Raw genomic sequence first — 26,934 nt, 5'->3', positions numbered from 1 at the left:
TCCCGTCGCGCCCGTCGCGCCCCCCCACGCCCGCCGCGCACCCGCGAGAACCCTTGAGATGCCGCGGATCGCGGCGTCGACCGTGGGGCTCGCGAGCGCGCGGGGCCCCTACGATGGCCCGGTGGCGAGGACGACCAGCACAGCAAGGACGCGACGCGCGACGCTCGCCGCAGCCGTCGCGACCGTGGCGCTGCTGGCGGGGTGCGCGGGCCCGTCGAGCAACAAGACGATCTTCGTGACGGTCACCCCCGACGCGACCGTCGCGCCCGCCGACAAGGGCGCGGTGCCGGAGCCCACGGTCCCGGTGACCTGGCCGCTGACCGGTGTCGCGACCGACGAGGTCGCGGAGCGCCCCGCCATGAGCGTGAAGATCGAGAACTCCCGGGAGGCGCGCCCGCAGACCGGTCTCGGCGACGCCGACGTCGTGTTCGAGGAGATGGTCGAGGGCGGCATCACGCGCTTCAACGCCGTCTTCCACTCCTCGGTGCCGGCCACCCTCGGCCCGATCCGCTCGCTGCGCCCCATGGACGCCGCGATCTCGGCGCCCTTCGGGGGCCTGTTCGTGTTCTCGGGAGGCCAGGCGCGGTTCGTCAACCAGGTCGCCGCCACCGGTCTGACGATGCTCTCCCACGACGGCGGCGACGCCGGGTTCTACCGCACGAGCGACCGGGTCGCCCCGCACAACGTCTACGGCGACACCGAGACCTTCCTGCGGGCCGGTGCCGGCGAGGGCCCGCCGGAGCAGCAGTTCCGGTTCGCGCGCACGCCTGAGCAGGCGACCGCGCTCGACGGCGAGCCGGCGCGCTCGGTCGCGATCGCGTTCCCCGCGGCCGACCCGAGCTGGTCCTGGGACGGCGACGTCTGGCAGCGCTCGGAGACCGGCCAGCCGGCGACGACGACCGACGGCGGCCGCATCACCGCGGTCAACGTCGTCGTGCTGCGCGTCCAGGTGCGTGACACCGGCGCGCACGACCCCGGCGGCAACCCGGTCCCGGAGACCGTGCTCACGGGCTCCGGGTCCGCGATCGTCCTCACCGGCGGGCACCAGGTCGAGGCCACCTGGAGCAAGTCCGAGGTCGGGTCGGTGCTGGAGCTCACCACCGCCGACGACGCACCCGTGCTGCTGGCGCCCGGCAATACCTGGGTCGAGCTCGTGCCGGTGAGCGGGTCGTCCGTCTCCGTCTCCTGACGCGGCGACCGCCGCACCCGCGGCTGCACCTACGCTGGAGGGATGACCGACCGTCGAGTCCGCATCGCCGTCCAGCTCCAGCCCGAGCACGCCCCTGACTACGGCCTCATCCGTGACGCCGTGCTGCGTGCCGAGGACGCCGGCGTCGACATCATCTTCAACTGGGACCACTTCTACCCCCTCAACGGCGACCTCGACGGCGCGCACTTCGAGTGCTGGACGATGCTCGGTGCGTGGGCCGAGCAGACCGAGCGCGTGCAGATCGGCGCGCTCGTCACCGGCGGCGGCTACCGCAACCCCGACCTGCTCGCCGACATGGCGCGCACCGTCGACCACATCAGCGGCGGCCGGCTGATCCTCGGGATCGGCGCGGGCTGGAACCAGAAGGACTACGACAGCTTCGGCTACGAGTTCGGTACCCCGGGCTCGCGGCTGCGGCTGCTGGCCGAGTACCTGCCGCGCATCGAGCACCGCCTCGCGGTCGGCAACCCGGCCGCGCCCGGCAGCGTCCCGGTGCTGATCGGCGGCGGCGGCGAGAAGAAGACGCTGCGCCTCGTCGCCCAGCACGCCGACATCTGGCACGCCTTCGGCGACCTCGAGACGCTCACCCGCAAGTCGGCGATCCTCGCCGAGCACTGCGCGGAGGTCGGCACCGACCCCGCCGCGATCGAGCGGTCGAGCTCCTGGCCCGGCGTGGACGCCGCGCAGGGGTTCGTCGACGCCGGCGTCACCCTGTTCACGATCGGCACGCCCGGGCCCGACTACGACCTCACGCAGGTGCGCGAGGCCCTCGCCTGGCGCGACGCGCAGGGCTGAGCCGCGGCGGGATGACTCCGCACGCGGCGGCGTCATCCCGTGGGTGGACGGCGGCGGGGGCCGTTCATCCCGCAGGCGTGCCCACGATTCGGGCCCCCGTCCGATGTGCCGGCGGCGGCGTGCGAGCAGCCTTGAGACATGGCCTCGATCACTGCTCACCCCGTCGTCCGTCCCCGTCGCACCGCGCCCGCCGCACCGGTCGAGGGGCGGGTCGAGGACGACCACAGCCCCCGCAACGACGTCCCCGGCCCGGACGAGCGCACGCTCGCCCGCACCGCCGCCGCGGTCACGGTGTCGCTGGTGCTGCTCATCGGCACGATGGTGCTGCTCGCCGTCGGTGCCGGCACCGCCGTCAGCGCGGTGGCCGAGTGGTTCCTCAGCCGGTGACCGGGGCCGGCCGACGCCGGACCTGACACCGCGCGAGCCCGCCCCGTCGTCATAGCATCGACGTCTCGGGAGGGTGCCCATGCTCGACACCGGCCACGACGCGGCCGACGACCGGCTCGACCTGCTCATGGCCGAGCGGGGCCCGCCTGACCGGCGTCGCCTACCGCCTGTTCGGCTCGCTGGCCGACGCCGAGGACGTCGTGCAGGAGACCTACGCGCGCTGGTACGGGCTCACCGAGGCGCAGTGGGCCGCGGTCGACTCACCCGCCGCCTGGCTGACGACGGTCGCGAGCAGGCTCTGCCTCGACCAGCTGCGGTCGGCGCGCGTGCGCCGCGAGCGGTACGTGGGGGAGTGGATCCCGGAACCGGTGCCCGGCGGCGCGGAGCGGTTCGGTGGTCACGCCGCCCCGTCGTCGAGCACGGCGACCCCGCCGAGAAGATCGGCCTCGACGAGTCGGTGACGATGGCCTTCCTCGTCGTGCTGGACGCGATGACGCCGGCCGAGCGGGTGGCGTTCGTGCTGCACGACGTGTTCGGCTACGCCTTCTCCGAGATCGCGGACGTCGTCGACCGCACCCCGGCGGCGTGCCGCCAGCTGGCCAGCGTGGCCCGGCGGCGGCTGCGCGAGGCCGCGCCGGGCGGGCCCGACCCGGCCACAGCCACCGCCGAGGTCGTGCGAGACCTCCGAGACGCCTGGGAGCGCAAGGACGTCGCGGCGCTCGTGGGGCTGCTCGACGCGCGGGTGACGTCGCTGGCCGACAGCGGTGGCAAGGTCCCGGTGTTCGCGCACGTCGCGCAGGGTGCCGAGGAGGTCGCGCGCGGGTTGCTCACGGTGATCGAGCACAACCCGGACCTGCGGGTCGTCGAGGAGGTCGTCAACGGCCGGCCCGGACTGGTGTGTCGTGTCGGCGGCCGCGTGGTGTCGGTGGTCGCGCTCGACGTCGTCGACGGCCGGGTGCGCACGATCTGGACGGTGCGCAACCCGGACAAGCTCGCCGTCTGGGCCTGACGCGCTCCCCGCAGCGGGGCCGTCGGGACACGCCCGGGCACCGGGCACCTGACATCCGCTGCCGCCGTCTCGTCGGAAGGGGTGAACGGTTCCCCGCTACGAGGAGGAGACAGGCATGGGACCCCGGATCGACCTGATGACCGACGACGTCGCCACCGGCGCGGTGCGCCACCTGATCGCGGCGGAGCGACCGCTGCGGGACGTGGTGCCGGCGAGCACGCTGGAGCTCGTGCGGATCCGCGCGAGCCAGATCAACGGCTGCGGGTTCTGCGTGGACATGCACACCAAGGACGCGGCCGCGGCCGGCGAGACCGCGCAGCGGCTCAACCTCGTCGCCGCCTGGCGGGAGGCGACGACCGTCTTCACCGACGCCGAGCGCGCCGCGCTCGCGCTCGCCGAGGCCGGCACCCGCATCGCCGACCGCGGCGAGGTCCCCGACGAGGTCTGGGAGGAGGCGGCCCGCCACTACGACGACCACCAGCTGACCGCGCTCGTGTGCCAGATCGCGACGATCAACGCGTTCAACGTCGTCAACGTCATGACCCGGCAGCCGGCCGGGCTCTACCAGCCCGGGATGTTCGCGCAGCTGCACCGGCGGGCCGGCGAGTGGGAGCCCGCCGCCGTCGGTCAGAAGTAGTGCGGGAAGGCGGACCAGTCCGGCGGGCGGCGCTCGAGGAACGCGTCGCGTCCCTCGACCGCCTCGTCGGTCATGTACGCCAGCCGCGTCGCCTCGCCCGCGAACACCTGCTGGCCCGCGAGGCCGTCGTCGACGAGGTTGAAGGCGAACTTGAGCATGCGGATCGCCTGCGGCGACTTGGTCGCGATGATGCGCGCGTACTCGAGCGCGACGTCCTCGAGCTCGGCGTGCGGCACCGCCTCGTTGATCGCGCCCCAGCGCTCGGCCTGCTCGGCGGAGTACTCGCGGGCGAGGAAGAAGATCTCGCGGGCGCGCTTGTCGCCCACCTGGCGGGCCAGCAGCCCGGAGCCGTAACCGGCGTCGAAGCTGCCGACGTTCGCGTCCGTCTGCATGAACCGTGCGTGCTCGCGGCTGGCGATCGTCAGGTCGGCGACGACGTGCAGCGAGTGCCCGCCGCCGGCGGCCCAGCCGGGCACGACGGCGATGATCGGCTTCGGCATCGTGCGCATCAGCCGCTGCACCTCGAGGATGTGCAGGCGGCCGGCACGTGCCGGGTCGATCGCGTCCGCGGTCTCGCCCCCGCCCTCGACGCTGTAGCGGTAGCCGTCCCGGCCGCGGATGCGCTGGTCGCCGCCCGAGCAGAACGCCCAGCCGCCGTCCTTCGGGCTGGGCCCGTTGCCGGTGAGCAGCACGCACGCGACGTCGCTGCTCATGCGGGCGTGGTCGAGCACCCGGTAGAGCTCGTCGACGGTGTGCGGGCGGAAGGCGTTGCGCACCTCGGGGCGGTCGAAGGCGACGCGCACGACCGGCAGGTCGCGCACGCCGTCGGGGCCGCGCTCGACGCCGCGGTGGTAGGTGATGTCGGTGAGATCGAAGCCCTCGACGTCGCGCCAGCGCTGCGGGTCGAAGATCTCCGATACTCGCTTCGGAACGGGGACGTCGGTCACCCGCCCAGGGTAGGCGGGTCGGGGGCTCGCGCGTGCCGTGCGGTGCCGCCGCGCGGCAGTACGTCCTCGACAGCGACTGGGGCGAGGTGCAGCCGGACGCCGCGGCGCAGAACGCCTACCTCGAACGGCACTCGTGGGCCGAGTACGCGGCCTGGCACCTCGGGCTCACGGTCGGTGCGACGGAGGAGACCAAGGCCCGCTACGCCTTCGTGGTGGGCGACTTCCGGCGCGTGCACCGGACGGCGCTGATCGCGTGCGTCTACCGGGCGGCGGAGTGGCGCCACAAGGCGGTCGAGCTGGCCGCGCACGACCTGCTGCAGGAGCTGGACGAGCGCGCGGGGATCCGCTGACCCCGGCGTACCGGGGGCGAGGGGTCCTACGGTGGCGGGCGTGAGCACCGACCGCCTCGCGCTGATCTCCGACGTCCACGGCAACCTGACGGCCCTCGAGGCGGTCCTCGACGACATCGCCGGGCGCGGCATCCGTCGCGTGCTCAACCTCGGCGACGTGGCGGGCAAGGGCCCGCGGGGCGCCGCCGCCGTCGACCGCTGCCGCGAGGTGTGCGAGGTGACCGTGCGCGGCAACTGGGACGATGCGCTGCCCCGCGTGGGTGACGACGCGCCGGCCGCGACGCGGTGGTGGCGCGACCAGCTGCGGCCGGACCAGCGCGACTGGCTGACGTCGTTGCCGCTCAGCCACGACCTGCTGGTCAGCGGCCGCCGGGTGCGGCTCTTCCACGCCTCGGCCACCAGCCCGCACGTGCGCGTGTTCGCCGAGCACACCGAGGAGGAGTTCGACGGGATGTTCGCCGCGACCGAGATGACCGGCGACGGGCCGACGCCCGACGTCGTCGTCTACGGCGACATCCACGACGCCTACGTGCGCACGCGCGAGGGGCGCACGCTCGTCAACGCCGGCTCGGTCGGGAACCCGCTCGACGAGCCGGTCTCGAGCTACGTGGTGCTCGAGGGCGTCGTCGACGGCACCGCACCCGCGCCGTTCGGGATCCAGGTCGTGCGGGTGCCCTACGACGTCGACGCCGAGGTCGCGGTCGCGCACGCCGTCGGCATGCCCGCGACCGACGTGTGGGAGGTCGAGCTGCGGACCGCCCGCTACCGCGGGCTGCAGGGTCAGGCGACCGGCGGCGGGTCCTGACGCTCGGTGGTGCGCTGCTCGGTGACCTGGGAGCCGTCGGGGTGGGTCGTCGTCGCGGTCGTCGTGGCGCTGCGCCGGGCGTTCGCCTGGATCGCGGTGATGACGACGACGAGCGCGCCCGCCCCGGCCAGGATCCAGCCGATGAGGCCGAGGTCGATGCCCTCGATGCGGTCCGAGATGGCGAGGGCGAGGATCAGCCCGGCGGCGATGAGGAAGATGCCGAACCCGTAACCCATGTCTGCGCTCCCTTGTCCTGGCGGTCCGGTGACCGTCCGTTCCTGGGAGCGTAGGGCCGCAGCGCCGCGGGCAGGGTCGCAACGGTGGGGGTCGGGGCGATCCGGCGGGCGGCCTAGGCTGGCTCCGTGGTCTCCCTCCCCGGTGCGCACGTGTGGTCCACGCCGCTGCGCTCGCGGTTCCGGGGGCTGGAGGTCCGCAGCGGCGTGCTGGTGCGCGGCCCCGCCGGCTGGGGCGAGTTCTCGCCGTTCTGGGACTACTCCGACCACGAGGCGCGGCGCTGGTGGGCCGCGGCACGCGAGGCCGCCGACGACGGCTTCCCGCCGCCGGTGCGCGACCGGGTGCCGGTCAACGTGACCGTGCCCGCCGTCGGGCCCGAGCGCGCCGCCGAGATCGTGCGCGCCTCCGGCGGCTGCACGACCGCGAAGGTCAAGGTCGCCGAGGCCGGGCAGTCGGCCGGCGAGGAGGCGGCACGGCTCGAGGCGGTCCGGGCGGCGCTGGGACCCACGGGCCGGGTGCGCATCGACGCCAACGGCGCCTGGGACGTCGAGACCGCGGTCGCGCGGTTGCGGCTGCTCGACCGCGCGGCAGGTGGTCTGGAGTACGTCGAGCAGCCGTGCGCGCGCGTCGAGGAGCTGGCCGCGGTGCGGCGTGCGGTCGACGTGCCGGTCGCCGCCGACGAGTCGATCCGCCGCGCCGAGGACCCGATGGCGGTCGTGCGCGCCGAGGCCGCCGACGTCGTCGTCCTCAAGGTGCAGCCGCTCGGCGGCGTGCGGGCGGCGCTGCGCGTCGCCGAGGAGACCGGGCTGCCGGTCGTCGTGTCGTCGGCGCTGGAGAGCTCGGTCGGCATCGCGGCGGGCGTCGCGCTCGCGGCGGCGCTGCCCGAGCTGCCGTACGCGTGCGGGCTGGCCACCGTGCAGCTGTTCGAGCGCGACGTCACCGACGACCCGCTGCTCCCGGTGCAGGGCTTCCTGCCCGTCCGGCGGGTGGCGCCGAGCACCGACGCCCTCGCGGCGACGCGGGCCGACGGCGAGACCCAGCGGCGCTGGTACGAGCGCGTGCGTGCCGTCGCGGCCGGAGAGCGCCCGTGACCGCCGCCGAGCACCCGAGCGCGCTCGCGGCGCGCGAGGTCGTGACCGCGCTCGTCGCGCACCGCGTGCAGGACGTCGTGCTCGCACCCGGCTCCCGCTCCGCGCCGCTCGCCTACGCGCTGGCCGCGGCCGAGCGGGCAGGGTGGCTGCGGGTGCACGTGCGGGTCGACGAGCGGGTGGCGGGGTTCGTCGCGCTCGGCATCGCGCGCGAGCGGCCGGCCGCGGTCGTGACGACGTCGGGCACCGCGGTGGCCAACCTCCACCCGGCGGTGCTCGAGGCGCACCACAGCGGGCTGCCGCTCGTCGTCCTCAGCGCCGACCGGCCGCACGAGATGCGCGGCGTCGGCGCCAACCAGACCACCGACCAGCCGGGCATCTTCGGCGGTGCGGTGCGCCTCGCCGTCGAGGTCCCGGCGGCCGACGGCGCACCGCGCGGCGTGCGCTCGGCCGTCACCCGGGCGGTCGTGGCCGCCACCGGTGCCCGCAGCGGCGACCCGGGGCCGGTGCAGGTCAACGTGGGGTTCCGGGACCCGCTGGTGCCGGCGGCGCCGTGGCACCCGGGCGCGGCACCCGCTGCGGTGCCGCAGCTGCCGCGCACCGAGCACGGCGGCGGGCAGGCGCTGGTCGACGGCACCAGGCGCGGCGTCGTCGTCGCCGGCGACGGTGCGGGCGCGGACGCCGCCCGGCTGGCCGAGAGCGCCGGCTGGCCGCTGCTGGCCGAGCCGTCCTCGGGCGTGCGGCGCAGCCCGCACGCGGTCGCCGCCTACCGCCGGGTGCTCGCCGAGCTGGGTCCCGCGATCGAGCAGGTGGTCGTGCTCGGCCGCCCGACGCTCAGCCGCGACGTCTCGGCGCTGCTGGCGCGCACCGACGTCCCCGTCGTGGTGGCGGCCCCCGGGCCGGGGTGGGTCGACGTGTCCGGGACCGCGGCGGTGGTCGCGCGCGGCGTCGCCGCGCGCGGCGCGACCGACGCCGACTGGCTGCGGCAGTGGCAGGAGGCGGGCGAGCGCGCGGTGCGCGAGCTGCTCGCGGCGAGCGACCCGAGCGGCCCGACCGGGCCGTGGGTGCTGCGGTCCGTCCTGTCCGCCGCGCAGCCGCACACGGTCGTGCTCGGCTCCTCGCTCACCGTCCGCCACGCGGACCTGGCCGCACCGACCGGCGACGACTTCACGCCCGCGCGGGTCGTCGCCAACCGCGGTCTCGCCGGCATCGACGGCACGATCTCGACCGCGACCGGGCTCGCGCTGGCGACCCGGCGCCCGGTGCGGGTCGTCGTGGGCGACCTCACGTTCCTGCACGACGTCGGCGGGCTCGCGCGCGGCGTGCACGAGGCGGAGCCGGACGTGCAGGTCGTCGTGCTCGACGACGCCGGCGGCGGCATCTTCGCCACCCTCGAGCACGGCCGGCCCGAGCACGCCGAGGTCTACCCGCGGTTCTTCGGCACCGCCCAGCAGCTCGACGTCGGCGCGCTCGCGGCCGGCTTCGGCGCCGCCCACAGCCGCGTGACCTCGACGGCGCAGCTCGCCGAGGTGCTCGCGGCGCCGGTCGAGGGCCGCTCGGTCGTCGAGGTGCCGCTCGCGGCGGGCCGCTGACCCTCAGCCCGGGACCAGGTGGTCCTGGGGCGGCTCGGGCACGGTCCAGCGCTCGACCGTCTGGGTGATCCAGAACCCGAGGAACTGCAGGATCAGCGCGGCCTCGAGCACGAAGATCCACTGCTCGAGCAGCGGACGCACGACGCCGATCACCAGGGCCGCGGACAGCACCATCCCGAGGAAGCCGTAGGTGTACCGGTTGAGCCACGGCGCGGCGCCGGTGGCACCGGCCGCGCGGCGCGCCCGCACGAGCGCGACGCCGTTGATGCCGACGACGCACACGATGCAGATGAACAGCCCGATCGCGGCGACACCGTGGCCCCACTCGAGAAAGGTCTGCCGCGCGAGCAGGAAGAAGGCGAGCAGCCCGAGGTAGGCGAGCACCGTGACGGCGAACGCGACCCGGCTGCTGCGACTGTCGATGTTGCGCTCCCGCTGCGGCACGACCAGCAGCTCGACGGCGAACGCGCCCAGCCCCACGACGAAGATCGCCCAGGTGTTGTTGGTGACCGCCGCCACGAAGTCGGGCGGGATCGCCGCGGCGGCCTCGCCCTCGGTGGCCTCGACCCGTGCGGTCGGCACGAAGGCGACGAAGAACGCGAGGTAGCCGGCGAGGTTGAGCAGCACGTCCTCGGTGTCGCTGCGGCCGCGGTGGATCACCATGCAGGTGCCGACGGCGACCAGGCTCGCGACGAACACCGCGCGCGCAGGCGTGTAGTAGTAGGCGCTGACCGAGGGCAGCACGGAGCCGCCGTCGGCCGCGATCTGCATGCCGACCGAGAACCCGAGCGTGAGGGTCAGCAGGATGATCCCGAGCCGCAGGTACCGGTAGGTGGCCTGCAGCTCGTTGCGGTACTCCTCGACCTCTGCGGGTCGGTCGGTCCGTTGCGCGGTCGCCGTCGTCACGACCTGTCTCCCTCCACCTCGAGGTGCCCCCGACGGCGTGCCCGGTGCACGCCTCGTCACGAAGGAGCGGCGGCGACGCTCCCTGAGACACGCCGGGCCCGGCTCCTACCCTGGCAGGGTCCGGGCGCCGCGACCAGGGCGCGACCTGTGCCGCCCCCCGACGCTGATCCGACGGCGCATCATGGATGACGACCGGTCGGTCCGTCGCGGACACGCGGGGCGCCACCGCCGACCCGCCGTCGTCGCCGGCCGCCCGGTCTCGACCACACCTCGTGCGGCCGCGCCGCAGGAGGACTCCCAGCGATCTCCCAGGTCCGCTGGAGCCGCCTCCGAGGTCCCCGCGGTGCCATGGCTCACGAGACGCCCCGAGGAGGAACGATGACCACACCCCAGCAGAACACCCAGCCGGAACCGGTGACGGTGCCGCTCGGCTGGCGCAGCCCCGCCGAGACCGGCAGCACCCGCACCTTCCCGCCGCCGACGGCCTTCGAGGGCTACGCCTACGGCGCGCCCTCGAGCACCGCCACGGGCAGGGGGCCCGGCACCTCCTACGCCCCCGCGAGCACGCCGTACGCGACGCCGGCCGGCCCGGCCGCGCCGCCGCCCACCGACCCCGACCGCCCGGACGGCGGCGCGGAGCCCGCCCCGCCCCGCAAGCCGCGGACCGTGCTGACCGCCGTGACGGCGGCCGTGCTCGCGGCGGCGCTCGCCTCGGGAGGCACGGCGGCGCTGCTGCGCGACGACACCTCCGCCGCGGCCTCCAGCGGTGACCCGGTGACCCAGGTCCAGGGCGTCTCGGCCGCCGCCGACGGCAGCCCCGACTGGGAGGCCGTCGCCGCCGCAGCACGTCCGAGCGTCGTCGCGATCGACGTCGCGACCGCCGCCGGCGGCGCGGCGGGCTCCGGCGTCATCCTCGACGCCGAGGGGCACGTCCTCACCAACAACCACGTCGTCGAGGGCGCCCGGCAGGTGCAGGTGATGCTGTGGGACGGCCGCCTCTACGAGGCCGAGGTCGTCGGCCTCGACCCGACCACGGACCTCGCGGTCATCCGCCTCGTCGACCCGCCCAGCGACCTCGAGCCGGCGACGCTCGGCACCTCCGACGACCTGGAGGTCGGCGAACCGGTGATGGCGGTCGGCAACCCGCTCGGCCTCGCCAGCACGGTCACCACCGGCATCATCTCGGCGCTGGACCGTCCCGTCGCGGCCTCGTCGCAGACCTCGCAGAGCACGTCGGTCACGAACGCGATCCAGATCGACGCCGCGATCAACCCCGGCAACTCCGGCGGCCCGCTCTTCGACGCGCAGGGGCTGGTGATCGGCATCACGTCCTCGATCGCGACCCTGCCGGGCGGCATGTCCGGCAACATCGGGCTCGGCTTCGCGATCCCGATCGACCTGGCCACGAGCATCGCCAACCAGCTCATCGAGAACGGCGCGGCCGAGCACGCCTACCTCGGCGTCACGCTGCGGCCGGGCGAGGCGAGCGCCGACGGCGTGCGCCGTCAGGGCGCCGAGGTCGTCGAGGTCGCGCCCGACACCCCGGCCGCCGAGGCCGGCGTGCAGCCGGGCGACGTCGTCGTCGGGATCGACGACCGCACCGTGAGCGGCGCCGAGTCGCTCACCGGCTACGTCCGCCAGCACGCGGCCGGCGACGAGGTGACGCTCACGGTCATCCGCGACGGCGAGAGCCTCGAGATCACCGTGACGCTCGCGACGCGCGAGGAGGGCTGAGGGCGCGCCGGGAGCCGTGCGGCGTCCCGCCCGTGCGCACCGCGGGCGGGACGTCGTGCTCGACCGGGCAGCACGGGACGCGGTAGCCGTCGCGCCCCCTCGTGACGCTGCGCACGGCCCGGCCGCGGGTGGCGCGGCTCAGCTCAGGGCGGTGCGCATCGGCTCGAGCTTCGCCTCGGACTCGGCGAGCTCGGCCGCGGGGTCGGAGGCCGCCACGATGCCGCAGCCCGCGAACAGCCGCAGCGTCGTCGGTGCCACTACCGCCGCGGAGCGCAGCGCGATGCCCCACTCGCCGTCGCCGTCGGCGCCCATCCAGCCGACCGGGGCGGCGTAGCGGCCGCGGTCCATGCGCTCGTGCTCGGCGATGACCTCGGCCGCGGGCAGCGTCGGCGTGCCGCACACGGCGGCGGTCGGGTGCAGCGCGGCCGCGACCGCGAGCGAGCTCATGTCGGCGTGCTCGGGGTCGAGCACCGCGGTGACGTCGGTCGCCAGGTGCATGACGTTGGGCAGGTGCAGCACCGACGGCGTCTCGGGCGCCGACGTCGACGCCACGAACGGGCGCAGCGACTCGGTCAGCGAGTCGACGGCGAACTCGTGCTCCTCGAGGTCCTTGGAGGACCGGGCGAGCGCGCCCGCGCGGGCGAGGTCGCGCGCGTCGTCGCCGGTGCGCTGGATCGTGCCCGCGAGCACGCGCGACGACAGCAGGCCGCGCTCGCGGCGCACGAGGAGCTCCGGGGTGGCGCCGATCATGCCGTCGACCGCGAACGTCCAGCAGCTCGGGTAGCCGGTGGCGAGGGTGCCCAGCACGCGACGCGCGTCGGGCTCGGAGTCGAGCTCGGCCACGACGTCGCGGGCCATCACCACCTTGCCCACCGCACCCGAGCGGATGACCTCGATGACGGCGCGGACGCTGCCCTGCCACGCCTCGGGGTCGAGCGCGCCGTCGCGGAACCGCACGGTCGTGCGGGGGCGCAGCTCCTCGGTGCGCTCGGGGACCGCGAGGGCGGGGCCCGGCGGCAGCGACCCGGTGCTCATCGTCGTCATCCAGGTGACGCCGTCGCGCCGACCGATGACGACCTCGGGCACGACGAGCACGCCGCCGTCGCGCGAGTGCTGCGAGAAGGCGAAGGAGCCGAAGCAGACCGGCCCGGTGCCCGGCAGCTCGACGGCGTCGCGCACGACCGCGCCGCGCACCAGCTCCGCCCACGCGGCGTCGGCGTCGGCGAACCGGTCCGCGCCTGTCGTCTCGATCCGCGCGACCTCGCCGAACGCGACCAGGCCGTCACCGCGACGCACCCACGTGAGGGCGTCCCGCAGGTCGGCCGACGGGAGCAGCGCGAGGAGGTCACCGACGTCTCGCACCTCGACGGTGCGCGCGACGAGCGTGCTGGGCAACGGCAGAGACATCGCGCTCAGCGTAGGGTCCCGGCACCCCGCCCGCGAACCGATGCGGTGCCCGCGCGGCGTCGGCTTCGCCACACCGCCGCTCAGCGGCGCGGCACGACCACGTCGTCGCGAGCGACGTGGGCGACCGAGGCGGCGCCCAGCAGCGCGAGCGCCTCCCGCAGGTCGGCGGTGACCGCGTCGAGCACGGTGCGCACGCCTGCGGCGCCGTCGGCCGCCAGCCCCCACAGCACCGGCCGCCCGAGCATGACGGCGTCGGCGCCCAGAGCCAGCGCGACGAGCGCGTCCAGCCCCGAGCGCAGGCCGCCGTCGACGAGCACCGGCACCTCGCCGCGCACCGCCTGGGCGACCTCGGGCAGCGCGTGCGCGGTGGCGACCGCACGGTCGAGCTGCCGGCCGCCGTGGTTGCTCACCACCAGCCCGGCCGCGCCCGCGTCGACGCACGCACGGGCGTCGTCGGCGCGCAGCACGCCCTTGACGAGGACCGGCAGCCCCGAGATCTCGGCCAGCCGCCCGATGTCGTCGAGCGACGCGGCCGGGTCCTGCGCGACCGCGTGCCAGGGGTCGGCGCCCGCGGGCAGGTGACGGCCCAGGTTGGCCAGCTGCCACGCGTGAGGCACGTCGCGCGCGCTGCGGCCGGTCCGCGCGCGGGTGCCCAGCAGCGGGGTGTCCCCGGTGAGCACGAGCGCGCTCGCGCCGAGCTCGACCACCTCGGCGACCAGACCCTCGATCACCGCGCGCCCGCGGGTGAGGTAGACCTGCAGCCACCACGGGCCGGCCGCCGCCGCGACCTCGGCCAACGGGGAGGTGGCGCGCGTCGAGACCACCAGCAGCGCGCCCGCGTCGCGCGCGCCGGCGGCGGTGGCGACCTCGCCGTCGGCCGCGAGCACCCGGTGGTAACCCGTCGCCGCGACCCCGACCGGCGTATCGAGCGCCGTCCCGAGCAGCTCGACGGCGGTGCTCGGCTCGCCCGCGGCCCGCAGCACCCGGGGTCGCAGGCGGTGCTCGCGCCAGGCCGCGGCGGCCTCGCGCAGCGCGACCTCCTCACCCGCGCCGGTCTCGACGTAGTCGAACCAGCCGGGGTCGAGCGCGGCCTCCGCACGCGCCGCCAGGTCTCGCAGCACCGGGAGCACGGCGCCATTGTGCCGTCCCGCCCCGCGGCCGGGGCCGTCCGTGTCGTGGCGGCGGCGCCGCGGTGGTCGGTGGCGCCTCAGTCCCGCAGCCGCACCTGGACCGGGGGTCGCCCGCGTGGTGAGGCCTGCACGATCGTGTCGCCGGGGTGCAGACCCGGATCGCTGCGGTACCTCTCGAGCAGGCGTCGCTCGGCGTCGAGGTCACCCGCGTCGGCGGCGAGCAGCAGCGCGGCGATCTCGTCCGTCCAGCGCTCGTCGTCCTCGGTGACCGGTGTGCCGGGCGCATCCATCCGGCCCCACGAGTCCCACAGCAGCAGCTCGTCGCCGAACCGGTGCGCGACCTCCTGGATCACCTCCTCGAGCAGGAACCGCACCCCGCGCAGCTCCGCGACCCCGGCGACGCCGTAGTCCATCGGGTCGACCTCGCCGCGGCGGTACCCGACCCACGCCTGCGCCGCGGTCACGAACCCGGTCGAGCCGAGCTGCGCCGTCGGCATGTCCATCGGCTGCGGGAGCGCCTCGCGCGGCGCGTCGATCTCGGGGTCGAAACGACGCCAGCGCCCCTCCAGCCACACCTCGGCGACGACGTGGTCGGCGTGCTCGCCGGGCTGGAAGTAGCCGGCGAACCCCAGGCGCGAGCGGGCGGGCAGCCCGTGCTCGCGCAGCGCCGCGACGCACAGCAGGGTGTGGTCGCGGCAGCAACCCTGCAGCCGCTGCTCGGGCGCCCGGTGCTCGGCGAGCGGGGTGCCGTGGCGCCGCTGGTCGGTCGCGAGGATGTCCTCGAGCCAGCGCAGGTCGATGTCGTCGTCGGTCTCCTGCGGCAGCTTCCGGTCGGCAGAGCGGTAGTGGACGATCACGTTGCGCGCGACCTCCGACAGCGCCGGCGGGTCGATCGGCAGCGCCGCCAGCAGGGGTGCGAACCGGCCCGGCCGGGTGTACGGCGTGTGGGCGGCGTGGTCGACGACGGCGGCGGGCTCGGTCATGCTCGGAGCGTGCCACCCGGGGCCGACACCGTCCAGGGACATCCCGACGCCGCAGCGGTGGCGCCGTGCGCGCACCCCCTGGGTGAGAATGGGCGCATGACCCGCGCCGACCTCGACAAGGATCCCGCCGCCGTCGCAGGCATGTTCGACGGGGTCGCCAAGAACTACGACCTCACCAACGACGTGCTCAGCCTCGGTCTGGACCGGTGGTGGCGGCGCGCGACGATCCAGGCGATCGACGCCCTGCCCGGCGAGCGTGTGCTCGACCTCGCGGCGGGCACGGGCACCTCGAGCGAGCCGCTGGCCGACGCGGGTGTCGACGTCGTGCCGTGCGACTTCTCGCCCGGGATGGTCGAGGTGGGCCGCCGGCGCCGGCCCGACCTGCCGTTCGTCGTCGGCGACGCGACCGACCTGCCGTTCGGCGACGCCGAGTTCGACGCCGTCACGATCTCGTTCGGGCTGCGCAACATCGTCGACACCGACAAGGCGCTCCGGGAGATGTACCGGGTGACGAAGCCGGGCGGCCGGCTGGTGATCTGCGAGTTCTCGACGCCGCCCAACCCGGTCGTGCGCGCGGGCTACCGGTTCTACAACGCGACCGTGCTGCCGCGGGTGGCGCGGCTGGTGTCGTCGAACAGCGACGCCTACTCCTACCTCAACGAGTCGATCGCGCACTGGCCCGACCAGCGCACGCTCGCGCGCAGGATCGCCGCCGCCGGCTGGATCAAGGTCGCCTACCGCAACCTGACCGGCGGGCTCGTCGCGCTCCACCGGGCGGCCAAGCCGGCGTCCTGACGCCGTGCGGCGCGGCGCACCTGTCGCGCCAGCACCACGACGAGCGTGAGCGCGGCCGTCAGCCAGGGCGAGTACCCGAGGCCGAGGACCGGCAGCGCGACCCACGCGATGTTGTAGGTCGCGTGCAGCACGGTCGCCAGCAGCAGCCCGGTCCGCGCGTCCGCCGCGCGCTCGGGTGCGGGCGCGACGACGTCGGCGATCAGCAGCCGCAGCGCGACCGAGAACGCGGCCTGCCCGAGCACCCAGCCCGGCGAGCGCCCTGCCTGCGTCCAGGGGATCACGTGCAGACCCGCCCAGAGGAGCCCGACGAGCACGGTCGGCAGCGTGGCGGCCCAGCGCTCGCCGAGCGCTCGCCGCAGGAACCAGGTCCAGCCGGACTCCTCGACGAGCCCGCTCACGAGCAGGCCGAGCGACACCACGACCAGCGCCGTCGCAGACGGCACCGGGTCGGGCGTCGTCGGCCCCACCCAGGCGTCGAGCGCGGCGGCCGCGAGCACGACGGCCGGCAGCAGCGCCGCCCACCGCAGCGCCCGCCGCGCGGCGGCCGGCCACGCGCCGTCGGGCGGTCCCGAGCGGCGGCGCACGCGCACGGCGACCGCCGCCCCGATCCCCGGAGCCACGAACATCAGCGCGCTCACCGGCAGCGCCGCGACCACGAGCTCTCCGGGCGCGGCCGCGCCGAGCAGCCACAGCAGCGCGGAGACCGCGGTCGTCACCGCGACGAAGACCGCGACGCTCATCGGGGCTCCTCGGCTGCGGCCTGCCCCCGCTCCACGGGCCCGGTGAGCGTCGTCAGCCTCGTCAGCCTCGTCAGCACCGCGTCCGCGCAGCGCTCGGGGGAGAGCGTCGCGGTGTCGAGGACCAGGTCCGCCGGGATCGTCGGGAGCAGGGCGCGGAAGCGCGCGTGGGCGCGCTCGTGGAAGCCACGCTCCCGCGAGAGGCCGCGCGCGGGGTCGTCGACCGCGCGCGCCCACGTCACGGCCAGCGGCGCGTCCAGCACGACCCGCAGCACCGGCGTGGCCGGCGGCAGCGACGCCGCCAGCGCGCGCCGCTCGTCGGCGTCGTAGACGTTGCCGACCGCGAGCACCACGTCGGCCTCGGTGGCCAGCCAGCCGGCGACCAGCGCGCCGTGCGCGGCGTGCGCGGCGGGCCACAGCCCGCTCGCCCCGGCGCCGCGACCGGCGACCATCGCGGCGACGTCGTCGACGTCGGCCACGACCGAGGTGCGCCCCTGCGCGGCGAGCCGGTCGGCGACGGCGTGCGCGACCGTGCCCTTGCCCGAGGCGAGGGGACCGACGATCGTCACGAGCTGCGCCACGCCTCCACCCTGCCGCGCGGTCGCGGTCGCGTCCACGGGGTTTCCCGGCGGGGGAGAGCCCCCGGGTCGGACCTCGCGACGACGACCGCGGGCGCCCGGCACGGCGCGTCCGCCGGCCGCTCGCGCGTCCAGGCGTGATGTGCGTCACGGTCCACCTGCCGGACGGTGTCCCAACCGGCACCAACTCGGCCCTCAGGGCGCCGAGGACGCCCTGTCGGTGCAGGGCTGCACCCGGATCGACGCTAAGGTCGGGAGGGGTGCGCGAGCTGTGTCGGAGTCGTGCACGAACCGTGGAATCGCAAGGATTTTAGTCACTCCGACGTGTTGGAAATGGTAGGTGCCGACGTGGCCCGGACGAGGGACGACGACGCCGACGTCATCGTCGTCGGCGCCGGACCCGCAGGCGCCTCGGCCGCCCACTACCTCGCGGCGGCCGGGCGCTCGGTGCTGCTGCTCGAGAAGGCCACCTTCCCGCGCGACAAGGTGTGCGGCGACGGGCTGACGCCCCGCGCCGTCTCCGAGCTGGTCCGGATGGGCGTGCCGATGCGCCCCGAGGACGGCTGGATGCGCAACAAGGGTCTGCGCGTCGTCGGCGGCGGCCACACGATCCACCTGCCCTGGCCGGAGATCGACCGCTACCCCTCCTACGGGCTCGCCAAGGCCCGCATGGGCCTGGACCAGACGCTCGCCTACCACGCACGCACCACTGGCGCGAAGCTCATGGAGGGCGTCAACGTCACCGGCCCGGTCGTCGACGACCGCACCGGCCGCATCGTCGGCGTGACCGCGCGGCAGGTCGACGCCCGCGGCCGCCGGATCGAGGGCGCCGACGCCGAGATCGAGCTGCGGGCCCCGGTCGTGGTCGCGGCCGACGGCGTCTCCGCGCGGCTCGCGACCGCGATGGGCATCGCCAAGCGCGACGACCGCCCGATGGGCGTCGCGGTGCGCACCTACTTCCGCACCCCGCGCCACGACGACGAGTGGATGGAGTCCCACCTCGAGCTGTGGGAGGGCGAGCCGCGACGCTCCGCCCTGCTGCCCGGCTACGGCTGGATCTTCCCGCTGGGCGACGGCACCGCCAACGTCGGGCTCGGCTCGGTCTCCTCGACCGCGCGCGCGACCCAGCTCGACTACCGCGCGCTGCTCGCCGCCTGGATGCGCAACGCGCCCGCGGAGTGGGAGTTCACCCCCGAGAACCAGATCGGCCCGGTGCGCGGCGCGGCGCTGCCGATGTCGTTCAACCGCAAGCCGATCTACCAGCGCGGGCTGCTGCTCGTCGGCGACGCCGGGGGCATGGTCTCGCCGTTCAACGGCGAGGGCATCGCCTACGCGCTGCAGGCCGGGCGCATCGCGGCCGACGTCATCAGCCAGGCGCTGGTGCGCGGCACCGCCGCCGAGCGGGAGCGCACGCTCGCGACCTACGCGACCCGCATGGCCGACGACGTCGGCGGCTACTTCCAGCTCGGCCGGCAGTTCGTCAGGCTCATCGAGCGCCCCGAGGTGATGCACATCTGCACCACGTACGGGCTGCCGCGCAAGCACCTGATGAACTTCGTGCTCAAGCTGCTCTCCGACAGCTACGACACCCGTGGCGGGGACATCTCCGACCGCGTCATCACCGCTCTCACCAAGATCGTGCCCGCAGCATGAGGGCGGCGGCGAGGAAGATCCGAGGAACCCGATGACGAACCCCTACATCCCGATCATCGTGATGGCGTCGCTGGCGCTGCTGATGGCGGTCGGCGGCATCGCCGCCTCCGCGGTCATCGGGCCCAAGCGCTACAACAAGGTCAAGGTCGACGCGTACGAGTGCGGCATCCAGCCGAGCCCTCACGCCGTCGGCATGGGCCGGTTCCCGATCAAGTACTACCTGGTCGCGATGACCTTCATCATCTTCGACATCGAGGTGGTGTTCCTGTACCCGTGGGCGGTCGCGTTCTCCGAGCTCGCGATCTTCGGGCTCGTCGCGATGCTCGGATTCATCTTCCTGATCACGGTGCCCTTCGTGTACGAGTGGCGCCGCGGCGGCCTGGACTGGGACTGAGGTGACCGGAATGAGCTACGACGAGAAGACGCCGTCCGGCTTCGCGCTGGCCAAGGTCGAGGACTTCGTCGGCTGGGCCCACAGCGCCTCGCTGTGGCCGGTCACGATGGGCCTCGCCTGCTGCGCCATCGAGATGATGGCGTTCGGCACCCCGCGCTTCGACGGCTCGCGCTTCGGCATGGAGGTCTTCCGGGCCTCGCCGCGGCAGGCGGACCTGATGATCGTGTCGGGCCGCGTGAGCCACAAGATGGCGCCGGTGATCCGCACCGTCTACGACCAGATGGCCGACCCGAAGTGGGTCATCTCGATGGGCGTGTGCGCCAGCTCCGGCGGCATGTTCAACAACTACGCGATCGTGCAGGGCGTCGACCACGTGCTGCCCGTGGACATCTACCTGCCCGGCTGCCCGCCGCGCCCGGAGATGCTCATCCACGCGATCCTCGAGCTGCAGAAGCACGTCATCAAGGACCAGGCCTTCGGGCCGCACCGCCGTGAGATCGCCCGCAAGGCCGAGGAGGCCGCGCTGAACGCCGTGCCCACCCACGAGATGAAGGGCCTGCTGGCATGACGGAGGAGAACGTCCAGAGCGACGGCGGCGCGACGCCCGAGAACGTCGAGGGCGCGCTCGCGCGCCCCGAGCGGGCCCCGATCGACATCGTCGACGTCCGCACCGGCATGTTCGGCGTGCGCGGCACCGGCGACACCTCCGGCTTCGGCGGTCTCGTCCGCACGGTGGCGCTGCCCGGCCCGAGCGAGCGGCCCTACGGCGGCTACTTCGACGAGGTCGTCGACATCCTCGCCGAGGTGCTCGGCGAGCAGGGGATCGCGTTCGACGACGCGGTCGAGAAGGTCGTCGTCTTCCGGGGCGAGCTGACGATCCACGTCGCGCGCGAGCACCTCCTCGCGGTCGTCCGGGCGCTGCGCGACGACCAGGACCTGCGGTTCGAGCTGTGCCTGGGCGTCAACGGCGTGCACTACCCGAACGACACCGGCCGCGAGCTGCACTGCATCTACCCGCTGAACTCGGTGACGCACAACCGCTCGATCCGGCTCGAGGTCGCCGTGCCCGACGCCGACCCGCACGTGCCGTCGGTCGTCGAGGTGTACCCGGCCAACGACTGGCACGAGCGCGAGACCTACGACTTCTTCGGCGTGATCTTCGACGGTCACCCGGCCCTCACCCGGATCGAGATGCCCGACGACTGGGTCGGCCACCCGCAGCGCAAGGACTACCCGCTCGGCGGCATCGAGGTCGAGTTCAAGGGTGCGACGATCCCGGCGCCCGACAACCGCAGGAGCTACTCATGACCAGCACCTCCACGCCCCGCGCGACAGGCGGCGCGGGAGCAGCAGGCACCGAGGGCGTGCGCGAGTACACCGCGCTCGGCGGCGACTGGGACGACATCGCGGCGGACGCCGCGCGGCTCGGCGACGAGCGCGTCGTCGTCAACATGGGCCCGCAGCACCCCTCGACCCACGGCGTGCTCCGGATCGTCCTCGAGATCGAGGGCGAGACCGTCACCGAGGCCCGTGCAGGGATCGGCTTCCTGCACACCGGCATCGAGAAGAACATGGAGTACCGCACGTTCACGCAGGGTGTGACGTTCTGCACCCGCATGGACTACGTGGCCCCGCTGTTCCAGGAGACCGCGTACTGCCTCGCGGTCGAGAAGCTCCTCGACATCACCGACGACGTGCCCGAGCGGGCCACGCTGATCCGGGTGCTGATGATGGAGCTCAACCGGGTCGCCTCCCACCTCATCGCGATCGGCACCGGCGGCAACGAGCTCGGCGCGACCACGATGATGACGATCGCGTTCCGCGAGCGCGAGGAGATCCTGCGGCTCTTCGAGGCCATCACCGGCCTGCGGATGAACCACGCCTACATCCGCCCCGGCGGCGTCGCGCAGGACCTGCCGCCCGGCACGACCGCCCGCATCCGCGAGGCGATCCCGCGCATCCGCAACGGCATCGGCGAGCTCGAGAAGCTCACGCTCGCCAACCCGATCTTCATCGGCCGCACCAAGGGCGTCGGCTACCTGCCGCTCGCCGGCGCGATGGCGCTCGGCTGCGCCGGCCCGATCCTGCGCTCGGCGGGGCTGCCCTACGACCTGCGCAAGGCGCAGCCGTACTGCGGCTACGAGACCTACGACTTCGAGGTCCCGACCCACACCGACGCCGACGCCTACGCGCGCGTCGTCGTCCGCTTCGCCGAGGCGCGCGAGTCGCTGAAGATCGTCGAGCAGGTGCTCGACCGTCTCGAGGCGCAGGAGCGCTCCGGCAAGCACCCGGTGATGGTCGCCGACCGCAAGATCGCCTGGCCCGCGCAGCTCGCGGTCGGGTCCGACGGCCAGGGCAACAGCCTCGACCACATCCGGGAGATCATGGGCACCTCGATGGAGGCCCTGATCCACCACTTCAAGCTCGTCACCGAGGGCTTCCGGGTGCCGGCGGGGCAGGTCTACCAGCAGATCGAGCACGCGAAGGGGATCATGGGCGTCCACCTCGTCTCCGACGGCGGCACGCGCCCGTACCGGGTGCACTTCCGTGACCCGTCGTTCAACAACCTGCAGTCCCTCGGCATCATGTGCGAGGGCGGCGGGCTCGCCGACGTCGTCGTGGCGGTCGCCTCGATCGACCCGGTGCTGGGAGGTGTCGACCGATGAGCAGCCCGACGACGCACCGCGGCTTCGACGGCTACCCGCCCGAGGTGCGGGAGCGGCTCGACGCCGACGCCCAGGAGATCCTCGCGCGCTACCCCGAGCCCCGCTCGGCGCTGATGCCGCTGCTGCACCTCGTGCAGTCCGAGGACGGCTACGTCTCGCCCGCGGGCATCGCGTTCTGCGCCGAGGTGCTCGGCATCTCGCGCGCGAACGTCTCCGCCGTCGCGACCTTCTACAGCCAGTACAAGCGGCGCCCCAACGGCGACTACACCGTCGGCGTCTGCACGAACACGCTGTGCGCGGTCATGGGCGGCGACGCGATCTTCGAGCGGCTCAGCCAGCGGCTCGGCATCCACCACGACGAGACGACCGAGGGCGGCGAGATCACCCTCGAGCGGATCGAGTGCAACGCGGCCTGCGACTACGCGCCCGTGATGATGGTCAACTGGGAGTTCTTCGACAACCAGACGCCGGAGTCGGCGCTCGCGGTCGTCGACGCGATCCTCGAGGGCCGTGACGTCACGCCCACCCGCGGCGCCGACAAGGTCGTGACCTTCAAGGAGATGTCGCGCGTGCTCGCCGGCTTCGAGGACGGCCGCGCCGACGAGGGCGGCGCCGGCGGCGACGCCACGATGGCGGGGCTGCGGCTCGCGCGCGAGAAGGGCTGGACCGCGCCCCCGATCGACGGCTCGCGCCTGGGCGGCGACGCCCCCGAGGCGGCCGTCGAGCAGGCCGGCACCGAGCCGGTCGGCGACGTCGGCTCGAGCGCCGAGCACGAGCCGACCACCGCGGCCGACACCGACGCCGAGAAGACCGAGGCGATCGACCAGCCCGCGCCCGCGCAGGAGCCGTCGGACGACGCGACCGCCGCGCCGTCGGGCGCCGGCGAGGCACCCGAGCAGGCATCCGAGGAGGATGAGTCATGAGCGAGCGCGCCATGCTGGGACCGGTCCTGTCGGACATCTGGGACGCCGAGAAGCCCTGGACCCTCGCGACGTACACGCAGCACCACGGCTACGAGGCGTGGCGGCACGCGATCCACCAGGAGCCCGCGAGCCTGGTCGACGTCGTCAAGAACTCCGGCCTGCGCGGCCGCGGCGGCGCCGGCTTCCCGACCGGCCTCAAGTGGTCCTTCCTGCCGCCGCCGGACGGCGGCCCCCGCTACCTCGTCGTCAACGCCGACGAGTCCGAGCCGGGGACCTGCAAGGACATCCCGCTGATGATGGCCAACCCGCACGCGCTCGTCGAGGGCATGGCGATCACGAGCTTCGCGATCGGCGCCAACCACGCCTTCATCTACCTGCGCGGCGAGGTCGTGCACGTGTACCGCCGGCTGCTCGCGGCCGTGCGCGAGGCGCGCGAGGCCGGGCTGCTCGGGACGAACATCATGGGCACCGGCTACGACCTGCAGATCACCGTGCACGCGGGCGCCGGCGCCTACATCTGCGGCGAGGAGACCGCGCTGCTCGACTCGCTCGAGGGGCGCCGCGGCCAGCCGCGCCTCAAGCCGCCGTTCCCCGCGGTCGCGGGCCTGTACGCGCGGCCGACCGTCGTCAACAACGTGGAGTCGGTCGCCTCGGTGCCCGGCATCATCCGCGGCGGCGAGGACTGGTTCGCCTCGATGGGCACCGAGAAGAGCAAGGGCCACGGGTTCTTCTCGCTCTCGGGCCACGTCGCGCGCCCGGGCCAGTACGAGGCGCCGCTCGGTATCACGCTGCGCGAGCTGCTCGACCTCGCCGGCGGCATCCGCGACGGCCACCAGCTGAAGTTCTGGACGCCGGGCGGCAGCTCGACGCCGATCTTCACCGCCGAGCACCTCGACGTCCCGCTCGACTTCGACTCGGTCGCCGCGGCCGGCTCGATGCTCGGCACGCGCGCGCTGCAGATCTTCGACGAGACGGTCTCGGTCGTGCGCGCCGTCACGCGCTGGCTGGACTTCTACAGCCACGAGTCCTGCGGCAAGTGCACCCCGTGCCGCGAGGGCACCTACTGGCTGCGCGAGGTGCTGCACCGGCTCGAGGCCGGGCAGGGCCGCGAGGGCGACGTCGACCTGCTGCTCGACATCGCCGACAACATCGAGGGCCGCTCCTTCTGCGCGCTCGGCGACGCCGCGGCGACGCCGGTCAAGAGCGGCATCAAGCACTTCCGTGAGGAGTTCGAGCAGGGCATGCACACGCCCGCCTGGGAGCTCTTCCCCTACGAGGCCAACGCCCTCTTCACCGAGCTCGCCGGAGCCGCCCGATGACCACCACCGCCAACTCCGCCACCGGCGCCGTCGCGAAGCCGGAGGACGTCACCCTGACCATCGACGGCGTCGAGGTCACCGCGCCCAAGGGCACGCTGATCATCCGCGCCGCCGAGCAGGTGGGCATCCAGATCCCGCGCTTCTGCGACCACCCGCTGCTGGCGCCCGCGGGCGCCTGCCGCCAGTGCCTGGTGATGGTGTCGACGCCCGACCGCGACGGCAACCTCCGCCAGATGCCGAAGCCGCAGGCCTCCTGCACGATGGAGATCTCGCCCGGCATGGTGGTGAACACCCAGCGGACGTCGGAGGTCGCCGACAAGGCGCAGCACGGCGTCATGGAGTTCCTGCTCATCAACCACCCGCTGGACTGCCCGGTCTGCGACAAGGGCGGCGAGTGCCCGCTCCAGAACCAGGCGATGAGCAACGGGCGCGCGACGTCGCGGTTCACCGACGTCAAGCGGACCTACCCCAAGCCGGTGAAGATCTCGACCGAGATCCTCCTGGACCGCGACCGCTGCATCCTGTGCCAGCGCTGCACGCGGTTCCAGGCGGAGATCGCCGGTGACCCGTTCATCGACCTGCAGGGACGCGGCGGCGGTCACCCGGGCGGCTCCGAGCACGGCATGCTGCCGCAGCAGATCGGCGCGTTCGACGAGGGCATCCTCGGCTTCTCCGCGTTCGGCGGCGACGAGCCGCGCGACGTCGCGGTCACCGACCAGATGACGGGCCCGGACGGCGACCCGGCCCTCCTCTCGGGCGTCTCCTACACGGTGGGCGCGGCCGAGGTCGACACCACCGGCCGCCCGTTCGCCTCGTACTTCTCGGGCAACACGATCCAGATCTGCCCGGTCGGGGCGCTGACCTCGGCGACCTACCGGTTCCGGGCCCGCCCGTTCGACCTGGTCTCGACGCCGTCGGTCGCCGAGCACGACGCGTGCGGCTCCGCGATCCGCGTCGACCACCGTCGCGGCGTCGTGCTGCGCCGGCTCGCGGGCAACGACCCGGCGGTCAACGAGGAGTGGATCACCGACAAGGACCGCTTCGCGTTCGCGTGGCAGTCGCTGCCGGACGTCCTCGAGGCACCGCTCGTGCGCGACGAGGAGACCGGCGAGCTCGTCCCGACCTCGTGGTCGGAGGCGATCGCGCTCGCCGCGCAGGGGCTGGCCGAGGCCGCCGAGAACGGTGGCGTGGGCGTGCTGCCCGGTGGTCGCCTGACGCTCGAGGACGCCTACGCCTGGTCGAAGTTCGCGCGCGTGGTGCTGGGCACCAACGACGTCGACTTCCGGGCCCGCGCCCACAGCGCCGAGGAGGCGCAGTTCCTGGGGCACGCCGTCGCCGGCACGGGCATGGGCGTGACGTTCAACGACCTCGAGGCCGCGCCGCACGTGCTGCTCGTCGGGCTCGAGCCCGAGGAGGAGGCCGGCACGATCTTCCTGCGGCTGCGCAAGGCCGTGCTCGCGAAGAAGACCTCCGTGACGACGGTCGCGCCGTTCGCGACCCGCGGCTCGGTCAAGATGCGCGCGGCCGTGGTCACCACCGAACCCGGTGGTGAGACCGAGGCGCTGCGTGCGATCGCCGCGGGCGAGGCCGACCACGGCCCGCTGCGCGAGGCGCTGAGCGCGCCGGGCGCCGTCGTGCTCGTCGGCGAGCGGCTCGCGCAGGTGCCCGGCGGTCTGACGGCGGCGCTCGCGCTGGCCGAGGCCACCGGTGCACGGCTGGCGTGGGTGCCCCGGCGTGCGGGCGACCGCGGCGCCGTCGAGGCTGGTCTGCTCCCGGGCCTGCTGCCCGGCGGTCGCCCGGTCACCGACGCCGAGGCCCGCGTCGACATCGCGAGCGCCTGGGGCGTCGAGGGGTCGCTGCCGGCCGAGCCGGGTCGCGACCTCACGGGCATCCTGGCCGCGGCCGGAGCCGGCGAGCTCGGCGGCCTGCTGCTCGGCGGCGTCGACGTCGAGGACCTGCCGGGCTCCGGTGCGGCCGAGCAGGCCGTCCGCGACGCCGGGTTCGTCGTCCAGCTCGAGGTGCGCAGCTCGGCGCTGTCGCGCTACGCCGACGTCGTGCTGCCGGTCGCTCCGCCCACGAAGAAGGCGGGCCGCTTCCTCACCTGGGAGGGTCGTCCGCGGCCGTTCGAGGCGGTCTTCGCGACCAGCGCGCGCTCCGACGCCCAGGTGCTCGACATGCTCGCCCGGGGCATGGGCGTGCGGCTCGGGACAGACTCGGTCGCGGCCGCCGGTGCCGAGGTCGACGAGCTCTCCGGCTGGGACGGCGCCCGGGTGCCCGCCCCGCAGGTCGAGGGTCGTCGTGTCGAGCGCCGCGAGGGCGAGCACACGCTCGCGACCTGGCGGATGATGATCGACGCCGCGCGCTGCCAGGACGGCGAGCCGTACCTGGCCGGCACCGCGCACCGCCCGGTCGCGCGCATCTCGCCGGCGACCGCCGCCGGTCTCGGCGTGCGCGACGGCGAGCGGGTCACCGTGCGCGGCCCGCTCGGCTCGGTCACGCTGCCGGCGCTCGTGACGCCGATGCCCGACCACGTGGCCTGGCTGCCGCTGCACTCGCCGGGCTCCTCGCTGTACCGGATGCTCGGCGCGGGCGCGGGCGACGCCGTCCGCCTCGAGGCCGCCGCCCACCCGACCGACGCGGAGGTCACCCGATGAA

General features: G+C 74.5%; 28 protein-coding genes. 20 read left to right on the top strand and 8 right to left on the bottom strand.

Translation table 11 applies throughout. The features are described 5' to 3' along the window. Positions 1-121 precede the first annotated feature (121 nt). The 6 genes from GPA02_RS16190 (at position 122) to GPA02_RS16170 (ending at position 4,038) form a co-directional block, all read left to right on the top strand. Complete coding sequence (locus tag GPA02_RS16190; RefSeq protein WP_240134098.1) at positions 122-1,189, top strand: DUF3048 domain-containing protein; 1,068 nt, start codon at positions 122-124, stop codon at positions 1,187-1,189. Positions 1,190-1,231: 42 nt separating this feature from the next. After that, positions 1,232-2,005, top strand: coding sequence for an LLM class F420-dependent oxidoreductase (locus GPA02_RS16185; protein WP_156201476.1), 774 nt, complete (start codon positions 1,232-1,234; stop codon positions 2,003-2,005). A gap of 138 nt (positions 2,006-2,143) precedes the next feature. Continuing rightward, the gene (locus GPA02_RS16180; RefSeq protein WP_156201475.1) at positions 2,144-2,392 is read left to right on the top strand and encodes a hypothetical protein; all 249 of its coding nucleotides are present in this window, start codon (positions 2,144-2,146) and stop codon (positions 2,390-2,392) included. 56 nt (positions 2,393-2,448) lie between these two features. Beyond that, entirely contained in the window at positions 2,449-2,853 is a 405-nt protein-coding gene (locus GPA02_RS19610; protein ID WP_420809369.1) for a sigma factor, read from the top strand. A 2-nt stretch (positions 2,854-2,855) separates the two neighbouring features. Further along, the gene (locus GPA02_RS19150; protein WP_204986654.1) at positions 2,856-3,401 is read left to right on the top strand and encodes a sigma factor-like helix-turn-helix DNA-binding protein; all 546 of its coding nucleotides are present in this window, start codon (positions 2,856-2,858) and stop codon (positions 3,399-3,401) included. Between the two features lie 115 nt (positions 3,402-3,516). Continuing rightward, on the top strand, positions 3,517-4,038 hold the full coding sequence (locus tag GPA02_RS16170) for a carboxymuconolactone decarboxylase family protein (protein ID WP_156201474.1): 522 nt from the start codon (positions 3,517-3,519) through the stop codon (positions 4,036-4,038). Here the strand turns inward: GPA02_RS16170 and GPA02_RS16165 are convergent. Beyond that, positions 4,029-4,985, bottom strand: coding sequence for a 1,4-dihydroxy-2-naphthoyl-CoA synthase (locus GPA02_RS16165; protein WP_156201473.1), 957 nt, complete (start codon positions 4,983-4,985; stop codon positions 4,029-4,031). The two genes, GPA02_RS16170 and GPA02_RS16165, sit on opposite strands and share 10 nt — an antisense overlap. Positions 4,986-5,017: 32 nt before the next feature. On the opposite strand from GPA02_RS16165, the gene GPA02_RS16160 reads away from it, so the two are divergent. Together GPA02_RS16160 and GPA02_RS16155 are read left to right on the top strand one after the other, a co-directional pair. Continuing rightward, positions 5,018-5,335, top strand: a complete 318-nt coding sequence (locus GPA02_RS16160; RefSeq protein WP_156201472.1) for a hypothetical protein — start codon at positions 5,018-5,020, stop codon at positions 5,333-5,335. Positions 5,336-5,375: 40 nt separating this feature from the next. Then, positions 5,376-6,140 (top strand): metallophosphoesterase family protein, encoded by a 765-nt coding sequence (locus GPA02_RS16155; protein WP_156201471.1) that lies wholly within the window; start codon positions 5,376-5,378, stop codon positions 6,138-6,140. Here GPA02_RS16155 and GPA02_RS16150 read toward each other — a convergent pair. Further along, complete coding sequence (locus tag GPA02_RS16150) at positions 6,116-6,376, bottom strand: DUF6458 family protein (protein ID WP_156201470.1); 261 nt, start codon at positions 6,374-6,376, stop codon at positions 6,116-6,118. The genes GPA02_RS16155 and GPA02_RS16150 overlap by 25 nt on opposite strands. A gap of 126 nt (positions 6,377-6,502) precedes the next feature. Between GPA02_RS16150 and GPA02_RS16145 the strand changes: the two genes are divergently transcribed. Next, entirely contained in the window at positions 6,503-7,465 is a 963-nt protein-coding gene (locus GPA02_RS16145) for an o-succinylbenzoate synthase (protein WP_156201469.1), read from the top strand. Then, the gene (gene menD, locus GPA02_RS16140) at positions 7,462-9,054 is read left to right on the top strand and encodes a 2-succinyl-5-enolpyruvyl-6-hydroxy-3-cyclohexene-1-carboxylic-acid synthase (protein WP_240134097.1); all 1,593 of its coding nucleotides are present in this window, start codon (positions 7,462-7,464) and stop codon (positions 9,052-9,054) included. Before GPA02_RS16145 ends, menD begins: the two co-directional genes overlap by 4 nt. Positions 9,055-9,057: 3 nt before the next feature. Here the strand turns inward: menD and GPA02_RS16135 are convergent, their stop codons facing one another. Then, entirely contained in the window at positions 9,058-9,960 is a 903-nt protein-coding gene (locus GPA02_RS16135; protein WP_156201468.1) for a hypothetical protein, read from the bottom strand. 378 nt (positions 9,961-10,338) lie between these two features. Here GPA02_RS16135 and GPA02_RS16130 point away from each other — a divergent pair, with 378 nt between their 5' ends. Then, a complete protein-coding gene (locus GPA02_RS16130; protein ID WP_204986653.1) occupies positions 10,339-11,694 on the top strand; it encodes a S1C family serine protease in 1,356 nt (451 codons plus the stop codon). Between the two features lie 138 nt (positions 11,695-11,832). Here the strand turns inward: GPA02_RS16130 and GPA02_RS16125 are convergent, their stop codons facing one another. From GPA02_RS16125 to GPA02_RS16115, 3 genes are all read right to left on the bottom strand, one after another. Beyond that, entirely contained in the window at positions 11,833-13,101 is a 1,269-nt protein-coding gene (locus GPA02_RS16125; protein ID WP_156201467.1) for an isochorismate synthase, read from the bottom strand. 80 nt (positions 13,102-13,181) lie between these two features. Next, positions 13,182-14,231: an alpha-hydroxy acid oxidase gene (locus tag GPA02_RS16120; RefSeq protein ID WP_156201466.1), complete on the bottom strand. Its 1,050-nt coding sequence runs from the start codon at positions 14,229-14,231 to the stop codon at positions 13,182-13,184. Between the two features lie 77 nt (positions 14,232-14,308). Further along, positions 14,309-15,214, bottom strand: coding sequence for a transglutaminase-like domain-containing protein (locus tag GPA02_RS16115; protein WP_156201465.1), 906 nt, complete (start codon positions 15,212-15,214; stop codon positions 14,309-14,311). 96 nt (positions 15,215-15,310) lie between these two features. On the opposite strand from GPA02_RS16115, the gene GPA02_RS16110 reads away from it, so the two are divergent. Next, the gene (locus GPA02_RS16110) at positions 15,311-16,009 is read left to right on the top strand and encodes a demethylmenaquinone methyltransferase (protein WP_156201464.1); all 699 of its coding nucleotides are present in this window, start codon (positions 15,311-15,313) and stop codon (positions 16,007-16,009) included. On the opposite strand, the gene GPA02_RS16105 is transcribed toward GPA02_RS16110, so the two are convergent. Beyond that, a complete protein-coding gene (locus tag GPA02_RS16105) occupies positions 15,949-16,749 on the bottom strand; it encodes a CPBP family glutamic-type intramembrane protease (protein ID WP_156201463.1) in 801 nt (266 codons plus the stop codon). The genes GPA02_RS16110 and GPA02_RS16105 overlap by 61 nt on opposite strands. After that, a complete protein-coding gene (locus GPA02_RS16100; protein WP_156201462.1) occupies positions 16,746-17,327 on the bottom strand; it encodes an AAA family ATPase in 582 nt (193 codons plus the stop codon). Before GPA02_RS16100 ends, GPA02_RS16105 begins: the two co-directional genes overlap by 4 nt. Positions 17,328-17,657: 330 nt before the next feature. Between GPA02_RS16100 and GPA02_RS16095 the strand changes: the two genes are divergently transcribed. The 8 genes from GPA02_RS16095 to GPA02_RS16060 are packed head-to-tail and all read left to right on the top strand — an operon-like array spanning position 17,658 to position 26,933. Further along, a complete protein-coding gene (locus GPA02_RS16095) occupies positions 17,658-18,977 on the top strand; it encodes a geranylgeranyl reductase family protein (protein ID WP_156201461.1) in 1,320 nt (439 codons plus the stop codon). A 31-nt stretch (positions 18,978-19,008) separates the two neighbouring features. After that, entirely contained in the window at positions 19,009-19,371 is a 363-nt protein-coding gene (locus GPA02_RS16090) for an NADH-quinone oxidoreductase subunit A (RefSeq protein ID WP_156201460.1), read from the top strand. A 10-nt stretch (positions 19,372-19,381) separates the two neighbouring features. Beyond that, positions 19,382-19,939, top strand: a complete 558-nt coding sequence (locus GPA02_RS16085; protein ID WP_156201459.1) for an NADH-quinone oxidoreductase subunit B — start codon at positions 19,382-19,384, stop codon at positions 19,937-19,939. Beyond that, complete coding sequence (locus GPA02_RS16080; RefSeq protein WP_156201458.1) at positions 19,936-20,679, top strand: NADH-quinone oxidoreductase subunit C; 744 nt, start codon at positions 19,936-19,938, stop codon at positions 20,677-20,679. The genes GPA02_RS16085 and GPA02_RS16080 overlap by 4 nt, the downstream gene beginning before the upstream one ends. Continuing rightward, positions 20,676-22,037, top strand: coding sequence for an NADH-quinone oxidoreductase subunit D (locus GPA02_RS16075; protein ID WP_156201457.1), 1,362 nt, complete (start codon positions 20,676-20,678; stop codon positions 22,035-22,037). Before GPA02_RS16080 ends, GPA02_RS16075 begins: the two co-directional genes overlap by 4 nt. After that, positions 22,034-22,960: an NADH-quinone oxidoreductase subunit NuoE gene (gene nuoE, locus GPA02_RS16070; RefSeq protein ID WP_156201456.1), complete on the top strand. Its 927-nt coding sequence runs from the start codon at positions 22,034-22,036 to the stop codon at positions 22,958-22,960. Before GPA02_RS16075 ends, nuoE begins: the two co-directional genes overlap by 4 nt. Further along, on the top strand, positions 22,957-24,279 hold the full coding sequence (gene nuoF, locus GPA02_RS16065; protein WP_156201455.1) for an NADH-quinone oxidoreductase subunit NuoF: 1,323 nt from the start codon (positions 22,957-22,959) through the stop codon (positions 24,277-24,279). The genes nuoE and nuoF overlap by 4 nt, the downstream gene beginning before the upstream one ends. Next, a complete protein-coding gene (locus GPA02_RS16060) occupies positions 24,276-26,933 on the top strand; it encodes an NADH-quinone oxidoreductase subunit G (RefSeq protein WP_156201454.1) in 2,658 nt (885 codons plus the stop codon). Before nuoF ends, GPA02_RS16060 begins: the two co-directional genes overlap by 4 nt. The last annotated feature ends 1 nt before the right edge of the window (position 26,934 follow it).

The sequence above is a fragment of the Actinotalea caeni genome (assembly GCF_009733795.1).
Taxonomy (GTDB): Bacteria; Actinomycetota; Actinomycetes; order Actinomycetales; family Beutenbergiaceae; genus Pseudactinotalea; species Pseudactinotalea caeni.
Note: the sequence above shows the minus strand (reverse complement) of the source record. Positions and strands in the feature narration are given on the sequence as shown.